Here is a 20,020-nt window from a genome sequence, read left to right on the forward strand (position 1 = left end):
CTGAGCGAAAAGGCAGTTTATAGTGAGCTACAGCTTACTCGTTTTGTTTGATATGGTTTGCACAGTACTCAAAGTTGAATAGGGTGAGTAAATCAAAGACAGCTGCGGGGTAAAATCAATGACCCTGCAATAACAGCTAAAACAGTTTGTTGGGGCTCTGGTCATTGAGGCATTCCTGAAAATGATGTTCTTCTAACAATACGCTGCCACTCAGAGATTTGGCTATTGCAATCAGCAATAGGCGGAGCAAGGATCTCGATAGCTCTGTCAGTAAAAAAGGGACAGTCTACCTTCGCCGAAAGCCTCGCCCGGAAGAGGTCTGGGAGCGCCAAAATACTACAAAATGACAAGTAACTGTCTGAAAGTGGCCTGACTTACCGTAAATATAAAATCATCGAATAGATCATGCCTTATTCGCAGGTTTGTTAATTGCACTGACTTCAATGTTATGAACCTTTGTTCCAAAATTAACTCAAAACTATTAAGTCATTTTTTTAATGCTCTTGCTAAGTGAGAACGAAGCTAGCTAAAAAAGGTAGTAAATATGAATAATGTAGATAACAATTCCGGCATTGTTGGTTTATTTTCGCTAAAGCCTAAGAAGGAAACACCAGAGGGTGTCAGTTTTGGCAGAACTACAACGGTAGCTGATAATCTTGATTCTTCATTGAGTCATGCTGTAAACAGGATTGATCCCGATCACTCATGTCAGAGGTTGGGAGCCGTTGCCAGCACCAGCACGTCACTTGAACAGAGAGTAGTGTCTAACCAGACAAGCAGTGAAATAGACGCAACAAACAAAAAAGCTCAGGAAACTTTGTCAAGAATCATAATGCGCTTGGATTCAGTTAAAAAAAGTCTAATTGCCATCGATAAACTTTTTGAAAAGACAGATTCTAGCCAGTATATTCAAGTATTTGAGAAGGTCATCCAATTACTCGGGTATCTTGAACCTTGCAATATTTCAGAAGTTATGGAACATAAATCCGGTGATGGTTTTAGTGCTATTTATAAGCACTTTTATTATGGGGATGAGGTGTTATTCTCTCTATTCCATAATAGTGCTATTAAAAGTGCACTCGAATGTGGTCATATGAATGGGTTACCAGCTATTCAAACCAGCGTCAAATTTGAAGAACTCCTTTTTGCTCCTGGCGGCCCCGTCTATCAAGCTGCAAAATGTGAATTTGAGGTATTACAGATCAAATCGTTACTTGATGGTCTTAAAGGCTTGTCTGTTGGCTAATAACCTGACGAAAATACAGCTTATAGTGAAAAGGTTTACTTATAGAGACTTACCTGGCGGCATAGTTTGAGATCAGAAACTCATAGGTATCACCAAACAGGTCAATTGGGTTTGCCACCATATTTTTTTTCATACCATCTTTCAAAATCACTGTTCTCGCTTGAGCTTGAGCTCGAGCTTGAGGTTTCATCTTCATCTGACTCTTCTATGCCTGCTCTTTCTTCGGCATGTCGCATATGACGCATTGCAAGACATGATGCTGTTAGTATGCCTGCCAGTAGCAATTCATCATCTTGATGAAACCGTGAAAATATTTCTTCCCTTGTAACCGCCGGTCCAATAGATTGTTCCAGGATAGAATTGATTCTTTCATCTGTATTTTCCGGGAATAGTATTCTAATCAATCTGGCAATCGCACAACCCATTGCTGTCACTGCGTTTTGAGACCCTGGCAACGCTGCCGAAGCGCTCCCGGTCGCACCATCAATAGTTTGGGACGCATTGTCTATTTCTCTTTGCTTTCTGGATACCAAATAATGATAAAGACTTTCCAGCTTCAGCGATTGATGCTGGTCTTCCACCCAGAATCTTTCATTAAATTCTTCTTTATCAAGAAAGTCTTCAGAAAAATCTGTCATTAGAAGAGAATGAAGCATTTCTATTGTTTTCAATTTCTCCACCAGGAACCTCAGCAGAATCATAGTGTCATTAACGTTTTCAGTATCTGCGTAGTTTTCATAATTCATAAAGGCCGTCACTTCTACAAAAGTTGGTGTTATCGGATAATCCAGAAAGTTAGAGAGTATTGATTTGTCGTCGTTTATTCCCAGAAGTCCATGACTTGTTGACAAGGGAGAGTTTCCCTTGCTGCCAAGACCTGCAAGAGAAAAAATAGCCTGATCTGGAGTCAGGCTGCCTGAATATTGTTCTCGCTGACTGCTCTTTCGATAATCGCTGCTTTGTAAAAAAACACTCGTCGGCAAGCCGTTTAAACCAGTTGGCAATGTTTTTGCCTTTATAGTGATGCCCGAAAAAAACTGTCCTGTTTTTTCAGTCTGAATTGAAGCATCAACAGGCACAAAAGCAGCCTTCTTCTTCTCTAACAGAGCCTGCAAATCAATGTGGATCAGATGACCTGAACGATCAGTCACAACCAGAGACTGGCCACCATCTGCCCGAAGTCTGATGGTATCTTTTTCGTTAATGTCTGAAATCAGCAGTACTGAGCCTTTTTGGGAATCAAAAAACGGAGTAAAACCATGGATGGATAAAATTATATCGCCCACAACAATAATGGAACCATCGCCCAGCACTATAGATAATGGCTCAGGCGAAGGGGTTGGGGGAGAATCTCCTTTAACTGTTCCTACTGCAATCAAAGTAAAAAATAACAATGTTTGCCGTAAGCTGTTTCGCATTGAAAAACCCCACTTAGCAGAAAATAAATTGGAAACACCTAATGCTTGAACGGTGCCGACTATTGATCACTCCGACCTGCAATGCTACACAAACCCTGATTGTCGTATGTTGAGTGGGGATATTGATGCAGAGCAGGTAAATACCCATTGCCTTTGATGGATTACTGCAACAAATCGACAGTGTAGCTTGTTTTCCAATTCCCAGATTTTTCTGACTCATAAAGTGTTTTATTTGAGCTGTCCATGACGTGATTCCCCCTTTTAACCAGATCAGAATATAGGACAAAAAGCGTCAGGGCTCCTCACTGCCTGACGGCAATGAGCTCTATGAGTTACAATGCATTGTCTAACCACCATGAGCGATAGAACAAGGCTGGTTACCACCGTTTTTCATTCAAAACGATAAGAAGTCAGGTGAACTGTGAGAGAGATTCTGCTGATCAACGTGACAGGGCAAGACAAGCCCGGTCTGATGTCCACAATAACGACCATCATGGCCACCTGTGCTCATCAGAACGGGGGGCTGGAAATGCTTGATACTCGCCAGTCGATTATCCGTGACACCCTGACCGTGGGGACTCTTTCATGGCAGATCATCCTTCGATTGCCAGAAGGTTTGGAAACCTTTCCCGTGGTGACAGATCTGCGTTTTCACTTTGATGAGCTTGAACTTCAGTTTAATTATCAGGCCCTTTCTGATGAAGACTATGAACAGTGGGTATCCGGTCAGGGCAACAATCGTTACATCCTGACCCTGCTTTCCAGAAATATAACGGCAGAACAAATCGCCGGTGTTGCCAATATCACGGCTGAACATGGGCTGAATATCGATCAGATTACCCGACTGTCTGGCCGTTGTCTGGAGTTCTCGGTCGGGGGTGTTTCTCCCGATCTGGATAAATTGAGAGCGGACTTTTTACACATCTCCCCGGAGATGGATATGGATGTGGCCTTTCAGGAAGACGACATCTATCGTCAAAATCGCAGACTGGCGGTGTTTGATATGGACTCTACCCTGATTGAAGCCGAGGTTATTGATCGGCTGGCTGAAGCGGCGGGTGTGGGTGACAGGGTGGCAGAAATCACTGAAAGGGCCATGCAGGGCGAACTGGATTTTAATGAGAGTTTCCGCGAGAGACTGGCCATGCTGAAAGGTCTGGATGAGTCGGTTCTGGCAGGCATAGCCGAAAAGCTTCCTATAACAGAAGGGGCTGAGAAGCTGTTTCAGAGCCTGAATGCCCTGGGCTATAAAACAGCCATTCTGTCTGGTGGTTTTACTTACTTTGCTCGCTTCCTTCAGGAGCGATTAGGGGTCGACTATATCTTTGCCAATGAACTGGAAATAGTTGATGGCAAAGTGACTGGTGCAGTCAAAGGTGAAATCGTCAATGGCGAGCGCAAGGCGACCTTGCTCCAACAGATCGCCCGGAGAGAGGGGATTTCTCTGGAGCAAACCATTGCCGTAGGCGATGGAGCTAACGACCTGCCCATGCTGGGAGTGGCCGGGTTGGGTGTTGCGTTCAGGGCCAAGCCCCTGGTCAGACAGAGCGCCAGACAGTCTGTCTCAATATTGGGTCTGGATAGCATACTTTACCTGTTAGGCTTCGGTGACAAAGGCCTGCAAATGTTGAGTCAGGATAACAGCTAAGCGAGGTTCTGGCGTTCAATGATTAGAAGACAGTTTTTATTCATTCAAGTAATGAACCCTGCACCGTCTCACTGCACTGATCAGCCCTCTCACCGTCAATCAAAAGTTCCCCTTCCTGGTCACCCTGCCCATCCAGAACCCGGTAGAGCAGTGAATAAGCGACCCGCCACTGCCCTTCTGCCACCTTCAGGGTGACCGATTTAGTATTCAGACGGAGGACATGCCCAAAATGTTCCTCTCCCTGCTTATCTTTAAAACCCAGCAGATCTCCAACAGCAATGGCATGGCGACTCAGCCCCTGCCGGGTTTCATGATTAACACGGACATCGGCTCCTTCAAGATTGAGCATGTAGTAAGGCACAGACCAGCGTTTACCATCGGTAAAATCCAGTACCAGTGCCCGCTTTTGCCTGAGCTGCAAGACTTCACAGTCGCGAAGCGAATTGCTATTACTGTCAAAATAGCTCAGCTTCTGTCCTATGGTCAGCGCTGCCTTGATCCGCCCTATGCGCTCTGACGACTCCAGCTCCAGGTGGATCATGGCGTTCAGTCGGAACAGATCGAAGGTGCTGGCTCGGTTCAGAGCCTCCAGCAATTGAGCGTAATCCATAGAAGGCTTGACTGGCAGGTTACTGTTATTCATTTGTTATCATTACTCCAGTAAAGAACATTCGGCCATCATCACATTCTGAACTCGGGAGGCTCATCTTTACCATAAAGCTCTCCCTTCAATCCGCTAAACAGTTTGTTTAACGTCCCTGACAAATAGCCTGAAAATTTTTCCTTACCCAGTGTGCGTTCATAGACGTCAGAAGGTATAAATCGCTGCATTTCCGTTTTCAGACGACCATCGGATACCATTTCAGGGATATTCTGAATCAATTGATCCAGTCGTTGTTCAAAATAACCAAAGTCATCAAGCAGGTAATCGTTCACTTTCTTTTTCACCAGCTCAACATTCATTTCGGCACCCTGTTGCAGAAGCCAGGGCAGATCCCATATATCACGGTAGCGAATGTATTTTTGTGTCGCAGGCAATGCAATCAGCTTGTCTGCAAGCACTTCGTCAAGGGTTTTAGTGAATACCAAAGTGTCGCCATAGCCATCGGGTAGAAACGGATAATTCACTCTCAGTGGCAATGCTTTTTTGGTGTATGCAGGCACATTAGCGACTTCAATCTTGATTTTTTGCCGAGGAGTATCTTTACGGCCTGGAGAAGTTATTACTGAGATTTGCCATTTGTCGATGTTCATTTGTGCATAACGAGGCTCTGGCGCTGTCCAGAATATCGGCGACTGATCGGCGGGTGTGGGTAAATTCAAGAACCCCAAAAGGGGTTTTATACTCTCCCTTTCGCCCCGTAGTCATGATGGTCAGCCGATCCACTGGAATCTGGGAAATAGCACCATATTCCGATAGTGCGGATTCCAGACTGATGTAGTTGTAATCCCCCCTTCGCAAGGCTATGGCAATGGATTGAACATTTTTAAAGCAAACCGTACCTTTCAAAACCAATCAATGATAGCTGGGGCTCAAGGCAGTCTGTGATATCTAATTGATTAATAAGCAGCGGTCGTTTACCGGCACCTTAACCCCTGCCAGTGGCTGGTTTTCTTGGCATAACGCTGTTTTAGCTCTGCCAGCTTCCGATCGTAGGTTGTTTGTCTGTCGAGCATTTTGGCCATGAGTTGAAGATCACCAAGCTCTGCAGACAATTCAGAATACACCGTAGAAGAACGCCTTTTCTCAAACAACTCTTCCACCCGGCGCCAGCAGGCATCTTCATTGGCGGCCACAGTTGCGGCCTTTTCCTGTTGTTGCCGCAGCTTCTGTTCCATAGCCTTTTCATGGGCCTTTTTCCGCAATTCCTCGGCGGAAGCCAGCAGTTGGCCAACCGTGACCGAACTGCTGGAGGGCACCTCCTGAGCCCGATCAACCAGTGCTTCCGGCTGAACACTGACATAATCCGGTTTGACCCGGGCCGACGCTACAACCCGCTGAGCATCGAGTTTCAGGAAGTCACACAACGCATTCTGGCTGGCAGAAAGATCATCAATGCCGGGTGAGATGGCGGGGGAAAGGGAATCTGGCTCCAGCCAGTCCATTTGAGATAACCAGGACAGATACAGTGAACGTTAGTCACCGTGCATCAGCTCATTGCGAATGTTCAACAGGCTGCCCATCCAGCCATCACCTTCATCCCAATCGTCGTCGTAGCCGTCTTCATTTTCATAAGCAAACTCAATGATCCAGTGACCAGCCACCCCAGTGTAACTGCTGGTATCATTCACCAGATAACGAAGCAGCAGCGACTCATCGATAAGATTTCGAGGCGTCTTGATGGCAAAAACCTTGTAGCCAAAATTGGAAACATAAACATAAGCATCAAAAAATCTGCTCAGCAACTGCCTCGGGTCGGCTTTTAAATCACCGTAGTTATATATAAGTGTTACAAAACCGGGTAGACGATATCTGTGCCCGGCTGGAAATCCCCCGGAGATAGCCCATCTCCTCTTTGGACAACTGTCGGTCAACGGCTACCAACTCATAATACTGGTATTCAGTCATGCTTTTTATGCCTATTACACCTTCTTACGCCTGCGTACCTCATCAAGGCTGACCACATTATCTGGTAGAGCCAATGATGCCTCCTGCCCGTTAAGAGTAGTTGCTTTAGCAGGAAAAGGGTTTCTTCACTCTCCTTCAGTTGTTCCAACCCATAAAGTTCATAGGACTGGCTCAGCCACTGCTCAGCATCCGTAACATGTCCATTGACGCTTAGGTCGGTATTTCTGAAAAACCGGATGACCTTATCCCTATCCAGAAACTGGTCATACATGGTCTGAGCCTGGTCTTCTGTGGTAGCGCCACTCTACTATGGCCATATGGATAGACTCTCTGGCCCAGCGCTTGGTAAATCGCTCAGCAAACTCGTTTAAATCAGAAAACATCGGGTTAGAAAAAAGAATGGCATAGCGGCTGCGGGCTTCTACTGCAATAACATCCGTGTACTCCTTTCTATTCCGGTAGCCCTTAACCGCATGCACCTGCCAGGCAATGACATGATCGCCAGAAGCGATGGGCTGGGTGCCAATGCGCTTTCCGTCCGGACTGGGTAACCGATCCAGATCAGCCTTCATATTACTTGCAAAAGGCATTGGTAGCAGAAATTAATACTTCAAGCATTGACGGTATCTCTTGATTGTTCCCTTGCAGGTTGGCTTGTTGGCCGAATAGGGAAGATTTGAAACATCTGTGCTGGTGAGACTATATGGTGCGACTATTTCGAGGGCCATGCCAGACGTATTTGCGCTATGGCCTATGATTGTTATGGGGATACTCACACGCTATTGAGCCGTTTTGACCAGCTGCCCAACCCATTCAGCGAGCCATAATCCCTGCCAGTACAAAAAAATGCCATCTCGTAAAACAACCGAAAAAACCGAATCAGCTTTAGTTGTCGGTTTTTTCGAGTGCTATCTCTCCAATAACGTTAACATGCACTCTGCAACAAAAATCTGCTTATACCAGCCCAAAAGCGGTACAAGCTCAACCCAGCAAAGAAAGGGCAGCAGACCCTAAGCATGTGCTATTCATTAATACCGACCGGGAATACCGTGAAGGCAAAGCCAAGAACCGTCTGCGCCCGGAAGATATTGATAATTTATCGAATTAAAAGTCGCCAGGTTTGTCACCATGCTGATGGAGGCTTCTGCGTAAGTCTCGTCGTTATAGGCTGCCTGTAGCCTCTGAAGTCAGAAGCCTGGCCTGACAGAGTCTATTTTTTAAACCCTGCTCCACAAACGACATATTCCTTTCACGCCAGTGCCGATATCAACCCAAGGTGATCGGAAAAGGGGTTAAAATCCCTGTCGGCGTAGAGCAATGGTATCTTTTGCTCGATACAATATGTGGCAATGATGACATCATTGGTTTTTCTAACCGTGATCCCTTTGTTGCGTAATGCCCGAAAGTTATTAGCGCACTTAATGACCATGGACGGGCCAAACAGCGTATATTCATCCAATAACGACAGCTTGCTTTTTACTTTTCGGAACTGTTTGTCATCCCGGATACCTTGCAGAATTTCCAGAAAAACAATGTCTCCCATGGCGAGGGTACCCTCAACAAGACAGGCATCCAGTAAATCCGATGCCGGAGTGATCTTGCCATTGAGATAGTCAATCCAGACACTGGTATCCGCCAATATCATCGTTGACGCCTCATTTCATCCAAATCCCCTTCCCACTGGATTTTGCCCCGCAGGCTTCTGATGGATTGTTGCTGAGCGCGTCTTACCAGCAGTTTCAAGCCTTGCTCCACCACTTCTTTTTTGGTTTCCAGTCCAGTAGCCTTCAATGCCTGTGCCATTAAATCATCATCGATTACTATGTTCGTGCGCATGATTCACCAATGTGTATATTATTTGTATATTTACACATATTAGTGACGATAGAGTATTACAGCAAACACCCTGGCCTGAACCCCCTCTTCCTTGCAGAAATGCCCAAAACCTCTTTTTGTGCACAGCTTATCCACAGTATGCCGGGCATCGAAATCCTGTGTATAACCCAGCTGGAAACTCTGGCTCGGCGCAACGGCGGCAGCATCCTTTGCTACCCTGTTCCAGTGTTTGAGGCAGATGCCGTTAGGCTGCTGTTCGATGGCAGCCCCAAGTGCCTGCTCATTGGTTTGGCTGACCATCATTATCTCTCAATTGACACTGGAACCTTTGAGGTTACACTTTAGCTATGATAATCAGTTTTCTGCATAAGGGGTTGGAGCGGTTCTATCGTACCGGTAAAACCTCGGGAATACAGGCGCAACATGCCAGAAAATTACAGCGTATTCTCACTAACCTGGACGAAGCAGAGCACATTTCTGAAATGGATTTTCCCGGCTACCGTCTGCACCCGCTGAAAGGAGAACGGCAGGGTATCTGGTCGGTCACCGTCAGTGGCAACTGGCGAGTTACCTTCCGACTGACTCAGGCCGGTGTCGAAATAGTCAATTACGAGGATTACCACTGATGGCAATATATAACCCCGCTCACCCCGGTGAAATTCTGGGTGAAGATCTGCTGAAGCCGCTTGGACTCTCCGTTACCCAGGCAGCCGAACACCTGCGCGTAAGCCGTAAAACCCTGTCCAAAATCATCAACGGTGGGGGGGCGATTACCGCAGAAATGGCATTGCGTTTGGAAAAGGTGTTTGGCAAACCCTCTGCCGACCACTGGCTGCGGATACAAAATGCCCATGACCTGTGGCACCTGAAGCAGAAAGAGCTGGACGTTACCCCCTACCAGCCGGATGCTGCCTGATGCCCTGAGGCTACCTTGATTTTGCCGGTTACGGCGCTATTGATCAGGGTGGCTTTGAACTCTTTCAATCGTTCAATTTCAAGTCACAGGCTGCTAGCTGCTGAAGTCGTAGGTCATGGATTCAAGAGGCGGTTGCAGATAATGACCCTGCATATAATCAACACCCAGCTGCCAGATGCTGGTCAGTGTCTGGGCATTTTCTACCCCGGGCATGATAATGACTTTATTGAGGCTCTTGAGATTTTTCGTGGCTTTCCTGAGATGAGCATCGTCATTACGATCAAGCTTTTCCGTGAACAGATAATCCAGTTTCACAAACACCAGATCCAGGTGTTCCATGATTCTCATGGAGCGTGACTCGCCCGAGAACTGGGTCATGGCAAACTGACAGCCAACAGGCTGCAAACGTTCCGTGAAAGACTTAACCTGATTGAGATGCTGGTGAATCAGTCTTTCGGCCATTTGCAGGATAATCATATGGCCTGGAACATCTGCAGCTTGCAGTAGGCGAGACAGACGCTCAGTAAATTCTTCGTCATCCAGACTGGCCTGACTGATGTGAATCATCAGTCGAGTATCTTCACCGTTTCTGAGCTTTCTGGACAGCAGCTTCACGGACTGACGGATAACCCATCGGTCAATAAATGGCATCAGGTCACTGTCTTCTGCGGCATTGATAAACTCGCCGGCAGGGACTTCTCTGCCCTTCTGGTCAAGAAGACGCAACAGAACTTCATAATAGCCAGGACCATCTCCGGCTACGCTGATCACAGGTTGGAACAACAAACGAAAACTGTCGTTTTCAAGAGCCTGACGAATTATGGCAACGGTATCACCATTACAGGCTTTCTGATTATCGATAGCGCTTTGGGAAAAGAATTCGAGCTTATTACCTCCGCTGCTGGCTGCCAGATGACAGGCCAGACGGGCGCGCTCCAGCATGGCTTGTCCATCACATTCCTGACCACTCTCAGCCAGGCCAATACTGGCTGTGGTGAAGAGAGTTTGCTGCCCTGCAGAGATCAGTTCATTTTCCAGAGCCTTTCTTAAAGGCTCCAGATCGGTAATATTCTTTTCATGGACATTGATCAGGTATACTTCGTCACCATAGTGTGTGGCCGTGCTCTCGGGTACATGTTCACAGAGAAGCCGACTGATTGTTTCCTGAACCGCTATGCTGCCGTCAATGCCTATATTTTCCCGAATCGAGTCATAGTTATCGAGCCTCAGATAAGCCAGGGTTTCCGGCTCCTGTTCAGAGTTGAGCACCGAGGTAAAGTGTTTTCGCGGAATCAGAATAGAATCGTCTTCCTGATGAACGACCGTCGTTGTTGCTGATGCGGGAGCACTGGCTTTGACTATGACCTGAATGCACGGCTCGTCATCAAACACTGCATCAGATAACAGGACTGTTGCCGAAAACGTCTGGTCTTCAGCATTTATTAGCTGGCACTCAACAGCGGGCTGTTCATCGCCCGGTTTGAAATGCTTGATCAGATTTTTAAACAGAGGCTGGTCTTGGGAAGCGATCATATCAATCAGAGGCATACCCGCGAGATCATCCGGGTCTTCATAACCAAACAGTTTGATGTAAGAAGGGTTGGTATCGATGTGCATGCCTTCGTGAACATAGGCAATGGCCTGTGAAGTATTGTCCATCAATAGTTGACAACGCTGCTTAAGGTCGTTCAGCTCTTTTTGCAGCTTTTGCAATTGTTGTCGGCGTTCCTGACTCGCTTTTTCTCTGAGAATGGCGTGCAACATGTGTTCTTCGTGACAGTGATGGATGGCATCACCTGCTCCTTTCTCCAGCCAGTGCTTAATCATGTCGGGTTTATTATCATGAACAGATACAATGACTGGAATATCGAGCTTTAATCTCCTGATGCTGGACAAAACCTGCTCGGCATTGAGCATGGGCGTTTCTTCAACCGTGAGCAATAAATCCCAAAGGCCAGTGTTCAGCGCCTCTTCAAGCTCATCCAGAGTTTCCAGATGTTGTACGCGGGCCGGAAGGCCGGAGTTGCGGAAAAGTTTAACCCAACGCTCTGCCTCGTTTCTGGAAGTCTCAAGCGTCAACAGGCGTACCGGCTGTTTGTTATTATTCATGGTGGCCTCGTTGCAACCCCTGCAAAAACTTATTCTACTAAAGAAGACTTATTAGCTTCTGTTAAACTGCATTCTAATCATTCTCCGCAATGTTCAAAAGACTTAGTGTGCATCGGAAGTGTTTCATTTAAATCCCCGGCAGTCTTACTGCTGTCGTTTGGAGATATCATGGTAAACAAAGGTAAACTCTATATCATCGCAGCCCCCTCGGGAGCCGGCAAGACCAGTCTGGTCAAGGCTATGGTTCAGTCGACTCCCCATGTGAAGGTATCGGTTTCCCACACAACCCGTCCGATTCGACCCGGCGAAACAGACGGAATGAACTATCACTTCACCAGCAAGGACGTTTTTCTGGAGCTGATGAACCAGGACCGGTTCCTGGAACACGCAGAAGTCTTCGGGAATTACTATGGCACCTCTGAAGCCTGGGTACGGGAACAGCTGGATACCGGCGAAGACGTTATTCTTGAAATTGACTGGCAGGGTGCCGAGCAGGTGCGCAAGCTGATGCCAGAAGCCGTCAGCATCTTTATTCTGCCTCCTTCCAAGGAAGCGCTTCGTGAGCGTTTGATCGGTCGAGGCACCGATGACTTAGAGGTGATTGAACGTCGTATGAATCAGGCTGTGAATGAGATGTCTCACTATGCAGAGTTTGATTACCTGGTTATCAATGATGAGTTTGATCTGGCTTTGCGTGACCTGCAAACGATCATCAGGAGCCGTCGCTTGTCTATTGGCTGGATGCAGCACTACAAGTCCGGCCTGATTGAAGGTTTGTTGAACTGAACATAAGGAGCAAAACGACAGCCATCGGGCTGCCGTTTTATTCTATAGTTGCCTCTGGTCAGACTGATTCCGTGGCGTTGGTCAGCCACTTCAGATCTTCCCCTTCCAAAAGTGGAGACAGTTCACGCCTCACTCTGGCGTGATAGTTGTTCAGCCACTCAATCTCCCCACTGTTGAGCTTATCGAGCAACAGTGGACGGGTATCAATCGGTGCCAGAGTCAGGTCTGTCAGTTTGTAGAAATCGCCGAATTCGGTTTTGATATCTTCTTCAACCAGCATGATATTTTCGATCCGGATACCGTGCTTGCCATTACGATACATACCTGGCTCATTGGTAATCAGCATACCCGGCTTCAGAGCCACATCCAGGAAGTATTGGCTGACACTGTGCGGGCCTTCATGAACATTCAGGAAATATCCTACACCATGACCGGTACCGTGATTGTAATTCTGACCTTCAGCCCATGCCGGTTGCCTTGCCAGCATGTCCAGCTGGATGCCACGGGTACCTCGCAGGAAACGAGCCCGTGCCAGGTTAATATGACACCTGAGCACCAGAGTGTAGTCTTTCTTCTCCTCTTCGGTCATTTCACCGCAGGCAAAGGTGCGGGTAATGTCTGTGGTGCCATCCGGGTATTGGCCTCCCGAATCAACCAGCAGAAGCCCCTTTGGCTGAACTGTAAGGCAGGTGTCTTTTTCAGCCCGATAGTGAATGACCGCACCATTAGGCCCATATCCGGCAATGGTCGAAAAGCTTGGTCCCTTAAATTCAGGAGCCATTGCCCGAAATGCCTGAAGGTTTTCATCCAGGGTAACTTCGGTCAGGGTTCCCGTGGAAATCTGGCCTTCAAGCCAGCGCATAAAGCGCACCATGGCGATACCATCACGACGATGGCAGTCATTCATGCGTTTGATTTCAAAGGGATTCTTAATCGCTTTGAGGTTTCTGGCCGGGCTGGTGGTCTCAATAACATCGACGCTGTCTGCAATAGCCTCAAACAGCGACTGAGAGGTAGTCGCGGGATCAATCAACAGTGCAACATTGTCGAGTGACAACAGACTGTCTGCAATCGCTGAATAAGCTCTCAACTCTACAGATGAGGCTTTCAGTGCTCCCAGAGCGTTTTTATCTATACGACTCTCGTCAATAAAGAGCTGTGCCGAGTTTTTGGTAATATGAGCATAAGCAAGAAAAACCGGGTTGCATTCAACGTCAGAACCACGCAGGTTGAACAGCCAGGCGATGTCGTCCAGGGCTGTGAGCAGAACATGATCGGCTCCGGCTGCTGTCATTTCTTTCCGTACTTCAGCCAGCTTTTCTTCACGAGTTTTTCCTGCCATCTCATTGCTGTGGAGGAAAACGGACTCAGCAGGCATGGCTGGGCGGTCTTTCCAGATATCACTCAGCAGGTCAAGATCGGTTTTAAGGGAGAGGCTTTTGCTATCAAACGACCCTTTGAGATTTCTGACGAACCTGAGGCTGACAACCTTGCCATCAAAGCCAACGACCTGACCTTCTTCAAGGTTATCTGCTATCCATCTGTTGATTGGCGGCACATCAGTCTGCCCCTGTTTCATCAGTTCAATGCCGCTGCCCGCCAGTTGTTCTTCAGCCTGAAGGAAATAACGGCCATCGGTCCATAAGGCCGCCCGCTCCTGAAGTACCACAAGGGTACCTGCTGAGCCATCAAACCCGGACAGCCAGGCACGACCATTCCAGCGATCGGCCACGTATTCGCTCTGGTGTGGATCGGAGCTTGGAATAATCCACGCGTGAATGTTCTGGCTTTTCATTACTGATTGCAATGCTGCCAGCTTTTCCGGAGTCGTCAGCTGATTAACCGTGATTGTCATAAGTTTTGTTCTGATTTGTCGGTGGCAAAATAATAATGTCAGGTGACGGCGATACTATATAAATAACTGCATAACTACCTCTAAGGGAAGTCCGAAAGGTAGAAAATCTCTACTTCTTTAGCCTTTGTCATAGTCTCGTGGCTGTCCAGTAAAAAGAGCGGATGTGTCATTATAAGGATGTGCTTCGGAAAGACCTATTGATCTGACGCAATCAAATCAGTTGCCGATAAATAACCAATGACTGATGAACTGACCTTCCGTAGTATGGCTGCTGACCCGTCACGGGCTTGTTTGGACTCGGGTCGTAAAGTAAACTGTAAGGTCGGAAAACAGGCTGTTTCAGCCATGGAACAAAAGTGCTCTTTCCAGGGAGTCTGACCGAAAAGAGGCAGAACATTAACCCCGGTCGGGCGAATAGGAAAGGGCATTTCCACAGTGATCAAATTTGAGAGGTGAGCAGTGGCTCGAGTAACCGTAGAAGACTGTCTGGACAATGTTGATAATCGCTTTGAGCTGGTTATGGTCGCTTCCAAGCGTGCCCGTCAGCTGGCGATTGGTGGTAAGGACCCCAAATTGGAGTGGGAAAACGACAAGCCCACCGTTATGGCGCTACGCGAAATTGCAGAAGGTCTGGTAACCCCTTTGTCTGTTGAAGAAAAAGTGGTAGACGAAGACGAAGCAGCCATGTTTCTGGCTGGCGTTGAGGGTTAATACCTCCAGATCTCTCCCGGAGATGTTCTGGATGGCTGGATGGCTGCACAGGAGGAGCGGGCTTTGCTGACTATTGAAGAGTTTGCCGGCCGCTTGAAGTCCTACCTGAATCCCGAACAGGTGAATCTTGTTCGTAGGGCTTACTATTACGCTGAACAGGCGCACGACGGTCAGACCCGGCGTAGTGGTGAGCCTTATATTACCCACCCCCTCGAAGTAGCTGCGATTCTTGCAGACATGCACATGGACCATCATAGTCTGATGGCCGCCATGCTGCATGATGTTATCGAAGATACCGGAATTGAAAAATCTGCCATTCACGAACAGTTCGGTGAAGTGGTAGCCGATCTGGTTGACGGAGTCAGCAAACTGACGCACATGCAGTTTGAAAACAAGACTCTGGCCCAGGCCGAAAACTTCCAGAAAATGGCTCTGGCCATGGCACGGGACATCCGGGTCATTCTGGTCAAGCTGTCAGACCGACTTCACAATATGCGTACTCTGGGTGTTCTCAGACCCGACAAGCGTCGTCGGATTGCCAGAGAAACCCTCGACATTTACGTGCCGATTGCCAACCGGTTGGGTATGCACAATCTGCGGATTGAACTTGAAGATCTCGGCTTTCAGGCCATGTATCCCATGAGATCCCGAATGATACGTCAGGCAGTAAAAGAGGCTCGGGGTAATCGCAAGGATCTTGTCGGTCAGGTTCAGAGAGCCATTGCTGCCCGCCTTGAAGAAGTCGGCCTGATGGGCCGGGTGGTAGGACGGGAAAAGCACCTTTACAGTATCTATCGAAAGATGCGTAACCAGAGCAAGTCCTTTGCCGAAATCATGGACATGTTCGCATTCCGTATCATAGTTGAAAGTGCCGACTCCTGTTACCGTGCGTTAGGCATGGTCCATAATCTTTACAAGCCTATTCCGGGGCGTTTCAAAGACTACATTGCTATCCCCAAGGCCAACGGCTATCAGTCACTTCATACCAGTCTTTTTGGTATGCATGGCGTTCCCATTGAGATCCAGATCCGTACCCAGGAAATGGAGGATATGGCCAATAATGGCATTGCTGCTCATTGGCTCTATAAATCCGGAGATGAAGCGCTGTCCGGCAGTCATGCCCGAACACGTCAGTGGCTTAAAGGTGTTCTGGAACTGCAAAAGAATGCCGGTGATTCACTGGAGTTTATTGAGAACGTTAAGATCGACCTGTTCCCGGACGAAGTTTACGTCTTTACACCCAAGGGGCATATTCTTGAATTACCCAAGGGTGCCACTCCCGTTGATTTTGCCTACACCGTGCATACTGATGTGGGTAACACTTGTGTAGCCTGTCGCATTGACCGTCGTCTGGCTTCCCTGAGTCAACCATTGCAGAGTGGGCAGACGGTAGAAGTGGTCACAGCGCCCGGTGCAAGACCTAATGTCGCCTGGTTGAATTTTGTTGTGACCGGAAAAGCCCGATCGAATATACGTCACTTCCTCAAGAATCAGCGGCGCAATGAATCCATTGCCCTTGGTCGTCGACTGTTGAACAAGGCTCTGGTCAGCTTCGAGAGTCATCTTGATGATATGGACGACCAGGTTCTGAAAGGTCAGATTGAAGCGCTGAAATTCGATACTGTGGATGACCTTCTGGAAGATATAGGCTTAGGCAACCGCATGGCATACGTCGTTGCACGTATGCTGATGGAGCCTGGCAGTGTGGAAGCAGAAAAAAACCAGATCGATACTTCTGACTCAGAGAAACCACTGTCGATCCGGGGCACGGAAGGCATGGTGATCAGCTTTGCCAAGTGCTGCTACCCGATTCCGGGTGACCCGGTTGTCGGGCACGTCAGCTCAGGCCGTGGCATCGTGATTCATACCGAAAGCTGTAAAAACATTGCTGATATTCGTCATAGCCCTGAAAAAGTACTGGAGGTGGATTGGGACAAAGATGTTTCCGGCGAATTCACAGTCGAGTTGTTGGTAGAGCTGGAGCACCACCGAGGCATGATTGCTTCTTTGGCAACCAGTGTCACTGCAGTGGAGGGCAACATCGAAAAAATCAGCATGGAAGAGCGTGATGCCAGCTTCTGCATGGTTCAGCTGGTGATCAAGGTAAGGGATCGTCTCCATCTGGCCCGAATCATTAAACGCCTTCGTGTGATCAAGGGCGTTCACTCCATTAACCGTCGCAGAGAAGCCTAGGAGCCTTTTATGGGCGAAAACTTCAGAGGGACTTGAAAAATACGTGTTGTCCCTTACTATTTGGCTCTTTTCTGTTTAGAAGCGAGCGCATAATGAGTAACAGACAGACCATAAACACTGAGAATGCGCCTCAGGCCATTGGGACCTATTCTCAGGCGGTTAAGGCGGGAACGACCGTTTATGTTTCCGGCCAGATTCCTCTGATTCCGGAGACCATGGAACTGGAGCAGGGAGACTTCAAGGCGCAGACCCGACGCTGCTTTGAAAATCTGAAAGCCATTGCCGAAGCTGCTGGCGGAGAACTTCAGGATGCGGCAAAAGTGGGCATTTTCCTGACCGACCTCAGCAATTTTAATGCGGTCAATGAGGTTATGGCCGAGTATTTCACTCAGCCCTACCCTGCCCGTGCTGCTATTGGCGTCAAAGAGTTACCCAAAGGTGTTCCGGTCGAGATTGATGCCATTCTGGAGTTGAGGTGATTTTTTAATAGCTATCCGGGGGGATTATACTCAGGGAATCTCTCCATCGAGTATTGAGGTATTTTTTTCTGTGCAGGCTTTTTTCGCTCGCAGTTAAAAATATCTCAGCCACAGGCGGAAGGATGTTTGTCAGATAAACCCATTTTCCTGGCTGCATGGTTGTTATATTTCTTCTTGTTCCAAGTCTGTCCTTTGAGCGCAGCGCTCTATCCGATAAGCGATTTTTTCATATTCCTTTAACAAGAATTACTCAGAAGACATTGAGCTTAAAAGCTCTGAGTAGCCAGCTTTATAGTTTGGGTACCTGAAAGTGTAACCTGCATCAACAATTCTTTGATTGCTGCAACGTTTGCTGCCTCTCTGGGGCTGGGGAGCAGGATGGTTGTCATCCAGCACTATATCGAGTTGATCCGCAAGCCAGTGCAGTACTTCATATAATGGCGCAGGTTCATGGTCAACTCCCAGATAAAGGGAGTCAACGGGAAGCTTCTGTTCATCGCGTTGAATCAGGTGAGCCAGAATACCGGCGCAGTCATCACGGTGTATACGGTTGCCGTAGATGACAGGCTCTGCTTTGCAACCTTCACCGGCTCTTACCCGGTTGATCATGCGATGTCTTCCGGGACCATAAATACCGCCAAAGCGAACGGCTGTTGCAGGAAATGGACTATTGATCAAAATGGCTTCTGCTTCCAGCATGATCTTCCCGGAATAACGACCAGGATTCGTGGGTGAGGTTTCATCCACCCACTGACCATCATTCTGGTGGTAACAGCTGGTACTGGAGGTAAAGAGCACTCGTTCTGGCCGATGGCCGTCTGCCTGAAGGCGGGAAAGAACGTTGGAAAGACCTCTTAAATAGGCTTTATGATAATTGTCTTGACCGGGTCCATCGGCAGCGGCCGCATAGACGACATAGTCAATTTTGTTGGGCCATTCGCCCAGCTGCTCCGGATTCGAGAGGTCGCCCTTTACAGGATGAACGCGTCCGGGTAAACGGTCGATGCTCCGGCGTAATCCCCAGACGAAGTAATTACCTGTGTCCAGAAGCTGCTGTGCCAACTCGCAACCGACATCACCACAACCGGCGATCAATACATTTTTATTCATAGCGGCCCCGTCATTTTTTAAAAAAAGGACACCCGTGAGTGTCCTTTATCTTCAGGGAAATGCAAGTAACCTTACTTAAATTGGACGTTTCTCTCTGCGGCTCTGGTAATACACCCTCTGCTTTTGACAGAAAGCCAAAGGAATAGTTTGAAAAAAAAACTGTTTAAATTTACAGTGTTCTGGTATTTTCCTGGCAGGCGCCTATCATTATGACTCTCACAGAATTGCGCTATATTGTGACTCTTGCTCAGGAGCAGCACTTTGGTCGTGCTGCTGCCAAATGCCATGTCAGCCAGCCTACGCTCAGTGTGGGAGTGAAAAAGCTGGAAGATGAGCTCGGGCTGGCACTTTTCGAACGATCGCGAAATTCGGTACGGGTGACCCCGATGGGGGAAAAGGTGATCAGTCAGGCCCGGAAAGTTCTGGAAGAAGTGTCGGGCATCAAACAGATTGCCACAGCCGGGCGCGATCAGTTGAGCACTCCCCTGAGGGTGGGGGCTATATACACCATCGGGCCTTATCTGTTTCCACACCTTGTGCCTCAGTTGGCACTGGTGGCGCCTAAAATGCCTCTGTATATAGAAGAAAACTTTACTGCGGTGTTGCGAAAAAAACTGAGGATGGGCGAGTTGGACGCCATTATCATCGCCTTGCCGTTTACTGAGCCTGATGTATTGACCCTGCCTTTATATGACGATCCTTTCAGGGTTTTATTGCCAGCCGGGCATCCCTGGCTGTCGAAGCAGGATATAGATCCCGCAGAGCTGGTGAACGAAGAGTTACTGCTCCTGGGTGAAGGTCACTGTTTCAGGGATCAGGTTATGGAGGCCTGTCCGCTTCTGGCTCAGAAAAACGATGCCGGTGATGATGGAAGCGGTATCGAAGCCTCTTCTCTGGAAACCATCCGCCATATGGTGGCTTCCGGAATGGGCATTAGTGTGCTGCCTGAATCGGCCCTGGTCGGTAGCCACTACGCCCCAGATGTATTGTCGTCAAAGCCTTTTCGCCCGCCATCACCCAGTCGGACGGTCGCTTTGGCCTGGCGTGCCAGTTTTCCGAGACCCAAGGCAATAGATGCATTGTCCAGTGCTCTCAGGCTATGCTCTGTAACGGAAGCGAAATGAATAAAAAGTAATAGCAGTTT

Annotated in this window: 22 protein-coding genes; 9 read left to right on the forward strand and 13 right to left on the reverse strand. The window is 48.1% G+C overall.

The features are described from left to right. Positions 1-544: 544 nt before the first annotated feature. On the forward strand, positions 545-1,246 hold the full coding sequence (locus tag ACO6VG_RS06970) for a hypothetical protein (protein ID WP_422139498.1): 702 nt from the start codon (positions 545-547) through the stop codon (positions 1,244-1,246). Between the two features lie 101 nt (positions 1,247-1,347). Here the strand turns inward: ACO6VG_RS06970 and ACO6VG_RS06975 are convergent, their stop codons facing one another. After that, on the reverse strand, positions 1,348-2,664 hold the full coding sequence (locus ACO6VG_RS06975) for a hypothetical protein (protein WP_422473269.1): 1,317 nt from the start codon (positions 2,662-2,664) through the stop codon (positions 1,348-1,350). 421 nt (positions 2,665-3,085) lie between these two features. On the opposite strand from ACO6VG_RS06975, the gene serB reads away from it, so the two are divergent. Then, positions 3,086-4,312: a phosphoserine phosphatase SerB gene (gene serB / locus ACO6VG_RS06980; protein ID WP_422442056.1), complete on the forward strand. Its 1,227-nt coding sequence runs from the start codon at positions 3,086-3,088 to the stop codon at positions 4,310-4,312. A 40-nt stretch (positions 4,313-4,352) separates the two neighbouring features. On the opposite strand, the gene ACO6VG_RS06985 is transcribed toward serB, so the two are convergent. The 9 genes from ACO6VG_RS06985 to ACO6VG_RS07025 all read right to left on the reverse strand — a co-directional run bounded on the left by ACO6VG_RS06985 (position 4,353) and on the right by ACO6VG_RS07025 (position 9,020). Further along, positions 4,353-4,955 carry a hypothetical protein gene (locus ACO6VG_RS06985; RefSeq protein ID WP_422412401.1) on the reverse strand — a complete coding sequence of 201 codons (603 nt, stop codon included), beginning with the start codon at positions 4,953-4,955 and terminating at the stop codon, positions 4,353-4,355. A gap of 38 nt (positions 4,956-4,993) precedes the next feature. Then, a complete protein-coding gene (locus tag ACO6VG_RS06990; protein WP_422136261.1) occupies positions 4,994-5,476 on the reverse strand; it encodes a nucleotidyl transferase AbiEii/AbiGii toxin family protein in 483 nt (160 codons plus the stop codon). 40 nt (positions 5,477-5,516) lie between these two features. Beyond that, the gene (locus ACO6VG_RS06995) at positions 5,517-5,822 is read right to left on the reverse strand and encodes a hypothetical protein (RefSeq protein ID WP_422139500.1); all 306 of its coding nucleotides are present in this window, start codon (positions 5,820-5,822) and stop codon (positions 5,517-5,519) included. 68 nt (positions 5,823-5,890) lie between these two features. After that, positions 5,891-6,418 carry a hypothetical protein gene (locus ACO6VG_RS07000; RefSeq protein WP_422412403.1) on the reverse strand — a complete coding sequence of 176 codons (528 nt, stop codon included), beginning with the start codon at positions 6,416-6,418 and terminating at the stop codon, positions 5,891-5,893. 30 nt (positions 6,419-6,448) lie between these two features. Further along, positions 6,449-6,718, reverse strand: coding sequence for a hypothetical protein (locus ACO6VG_RS07005; protein ID WP_422412405.1), 270 nt, complete (start codon positions 6,716-6,718; stop codon positions 6,449-6,451). 426 nt (positions 6,719-7,144) lie between these two features. Continuing rightward, positions 7,145-7,453 (reverse strand): hypothetical protein, encoded by a 309-nt coding sequence (locus ACO6VG_RS07010; RefSeq protein WP_422136265.1) that lies wholly within the window; start codon positions 7,451-7,453, stop codon positions 7,145-7,147. Between the two features lie 677 nt (positions 7,454-8,130). Continuing rightward, on the reverse strand, positions 8,131-8,526 hold the full coding sequence (gene vapC, locus ACO6VG_RS07015; protein ID WP_422136266.1) for a type II toxin-antitoxin system VapC family toxin: 396 nt from the start codon (positions 8,524-8,526) through the stop codon (positions 8,131-8,133). Then, positions 8,523-8,717 (reverse strand): type II toxin-antitoxin system VapB family antitoxin, encoded by a 195-nt coding sequence (locus ACO6VG_RS07020; protein WP_422136267.1) that lies wholly within the window; start codon positions 8,715-8,717, stop codon positions 8,523-8,525. The genes vapC and ACO6VG_RS07020 overlap by 4 nt, the downstream gene beginning before the upstream one ends. 39 nt (positions 8,718-8,756) lie before the next feature. Further along, complete coding sequence (locus tag ACO6VG_RS07025) at positions 8,757-9,020, reverse strand: hypothetical protein (RefSeq protein ID WP_422473271.1); 264 nt, start codon at positions 9,018-9,020, stop codon at positions 8,757-8,759. A gap of 44 nt (positions 9,021-9,064) precedes the next feature. Here ACO6VG_RS07025 and ACO6VG_RS07030 point away from each other — a divergent pair, with 44 nt between their 5' ends. Both ACO6VG_RS07030 and ACO6VG_RS07035 read left to right on the forward strand, forming a co-directional pair. Further along, a complete protein-coding gene (locus ACO6VG_RS07030; protein ID WP_422136269.1) occupies positions 9,065-9,343 on the forward strand; it encodes a type II toxin-antitoxin system RelE/ParE family toxin in 279 nt (92 codons plus the stop codon). Further along, positions 9,343-9,633 carry a HigA family addiction module antitoxin gene (locus ACO6VG_RS07035; RefSeq protein ID WP_422136270.1) on the forward strand — a complete coding sequence of 97 codons (291 nt, stop codon included), beginning with the start codon at positions 9,343-9,345 and terminating at the stop codon, positions 9,631-9,633. Before ACO6VG_RS07030 ends, ACO6VG_RS07035 begins: the two co-directional genes overlap by 1 nt. 93 nt (positions 9,634-9,726) lie before the next feature. Here ACO6VG_RS07035 and ACO6VG_RS07040 read toward each other — a convergent pair whose 3' ends face one another. Beyond that, positions 9,727-11,742, reverse strand: coding sequence for an EAL domain-containing protein (locus tag ACO6VG_RS07040; RefSeq protein WP_422473273.1), 2,016 nt, complete (start codon positions 11,740-11,742; stop codon positions 9,727-9,729). A 168-nt stretch (positions 11,743-11,910) separates the two neighbouring features. Here ACO6VG_RS07040 and gmk point away from each other — a divergent pair, with 168 nt between their 5' ends. After that, a complete protein-coding gene (gmk, locus tag ACO6VG_RS07045; RefSeq protein ID WP_422136272.1) occupies positions 11,911-12,528 on the forward strand; it encodes a guanylate kinase in 618 nt (205 codons plus the stop codon). 58 nt (positions 12,529-12,586) lie between these two features. Here gmk and ACO6VG_RS07050 read toward each other — a convergent pair whose 3' ends face one another. Continuing rightward, positions 12,587-14,383, reverse strand: coding sequence for an aminopeptidase P family protein (locus tag ACO6VG_RS07050; protein WP_422136273.1), 1,797 nt, complete (start codon positions 14,381-14,383; stop codon positions 12,587-12,589). Positions 14,384-14,842: 459 nt separating this feature from the next. Here ACO6VG_RS07050 and rpoZ point away from each other — a divergent pair, with 459 nt between their 5' ends. From rpoZ to ACO6VG_RS07065, 3 genes are all read left to right on the forward strand, one after another. After that, positions 14,843-15,094: a DNA-directed RNA polymerase subunit omega gene (gene rpoZ, locus ACO6VG_RS07055; protein WP_252177852.1), complete on the forward strand. Its 252-nt coding sequence runs from the start codon at positions 14,843-14,845 to the stop codon at positions 15,092-15,094. A gap of 39 nt (positions 15,095-15,133) precedes the next feature. Continuing rightward, positions 15,134-17,287 carry a bifunctional GTP diphosphokinase/guanosine-3',5'-bis pyrophosphate 3'-pyrophosphohydrolase gene (gene spoT / locus ACO6VG_RS07060; protein WP_422136274.1) on the forward strand — a complete coding sequence of 718 codons (2,154 nt, stop codon included), beginning with the start codon at positions 15,134-15,136 and terminating at the stop codon, positions 17,285-17,287. Between the two features lie 92 nt (positions 17,288-17,379). After that, entirely contained in the window at positions 17,380-17,766 is a 387-nt protein-coding gene (locus ACO6VG_RS07065) for a RidA family protein (protein WP_317144337.1), read from the forward strand. 246 nt (positions 17,767-18,012) lie between these two features. Here ACO6VG_RS07065 and ACO6VG_RS07070 read toward each other — a convergent pair whose 3' ends face one another. After that, entirely contained in the window at positions 18,013-18,876 is an 864-nt protein-coding gene (locus ACO6VG_RS07070) for an SDR family oxidoreductase (RefSeq protein WP_422412413.1), read from the reverse strand. A gap of 209 nt (positions 18,877-19,085) precedes the next feature. On the opposite strand from ACO6VG_RS07070, the gene ACO6VG_RS07075 reads away from it, so the two are divergent. Further along, entirely contained in the window at positions 19,086-20,000 is a 915-nt protein-coding gene (locus ACO6VG_RS07075; protein ID WP_422139508.1) for a LysR substrate-binding domain-containing protein, read from the forward strand. The last annotated feature ends 20 nt before the right edge of the window (positions 20,001-20,020 follow it).

The sequence above is a fragment of the Endozoicomonas sp. ALB032 genome (assembly GCF_049310125.1).
Lineage (GTDB): Bacteria > Pseudomonadota > Gammaproteobacteria > Pseudomonadales > Endozoicomonadaceae > Endozoicomonas_A.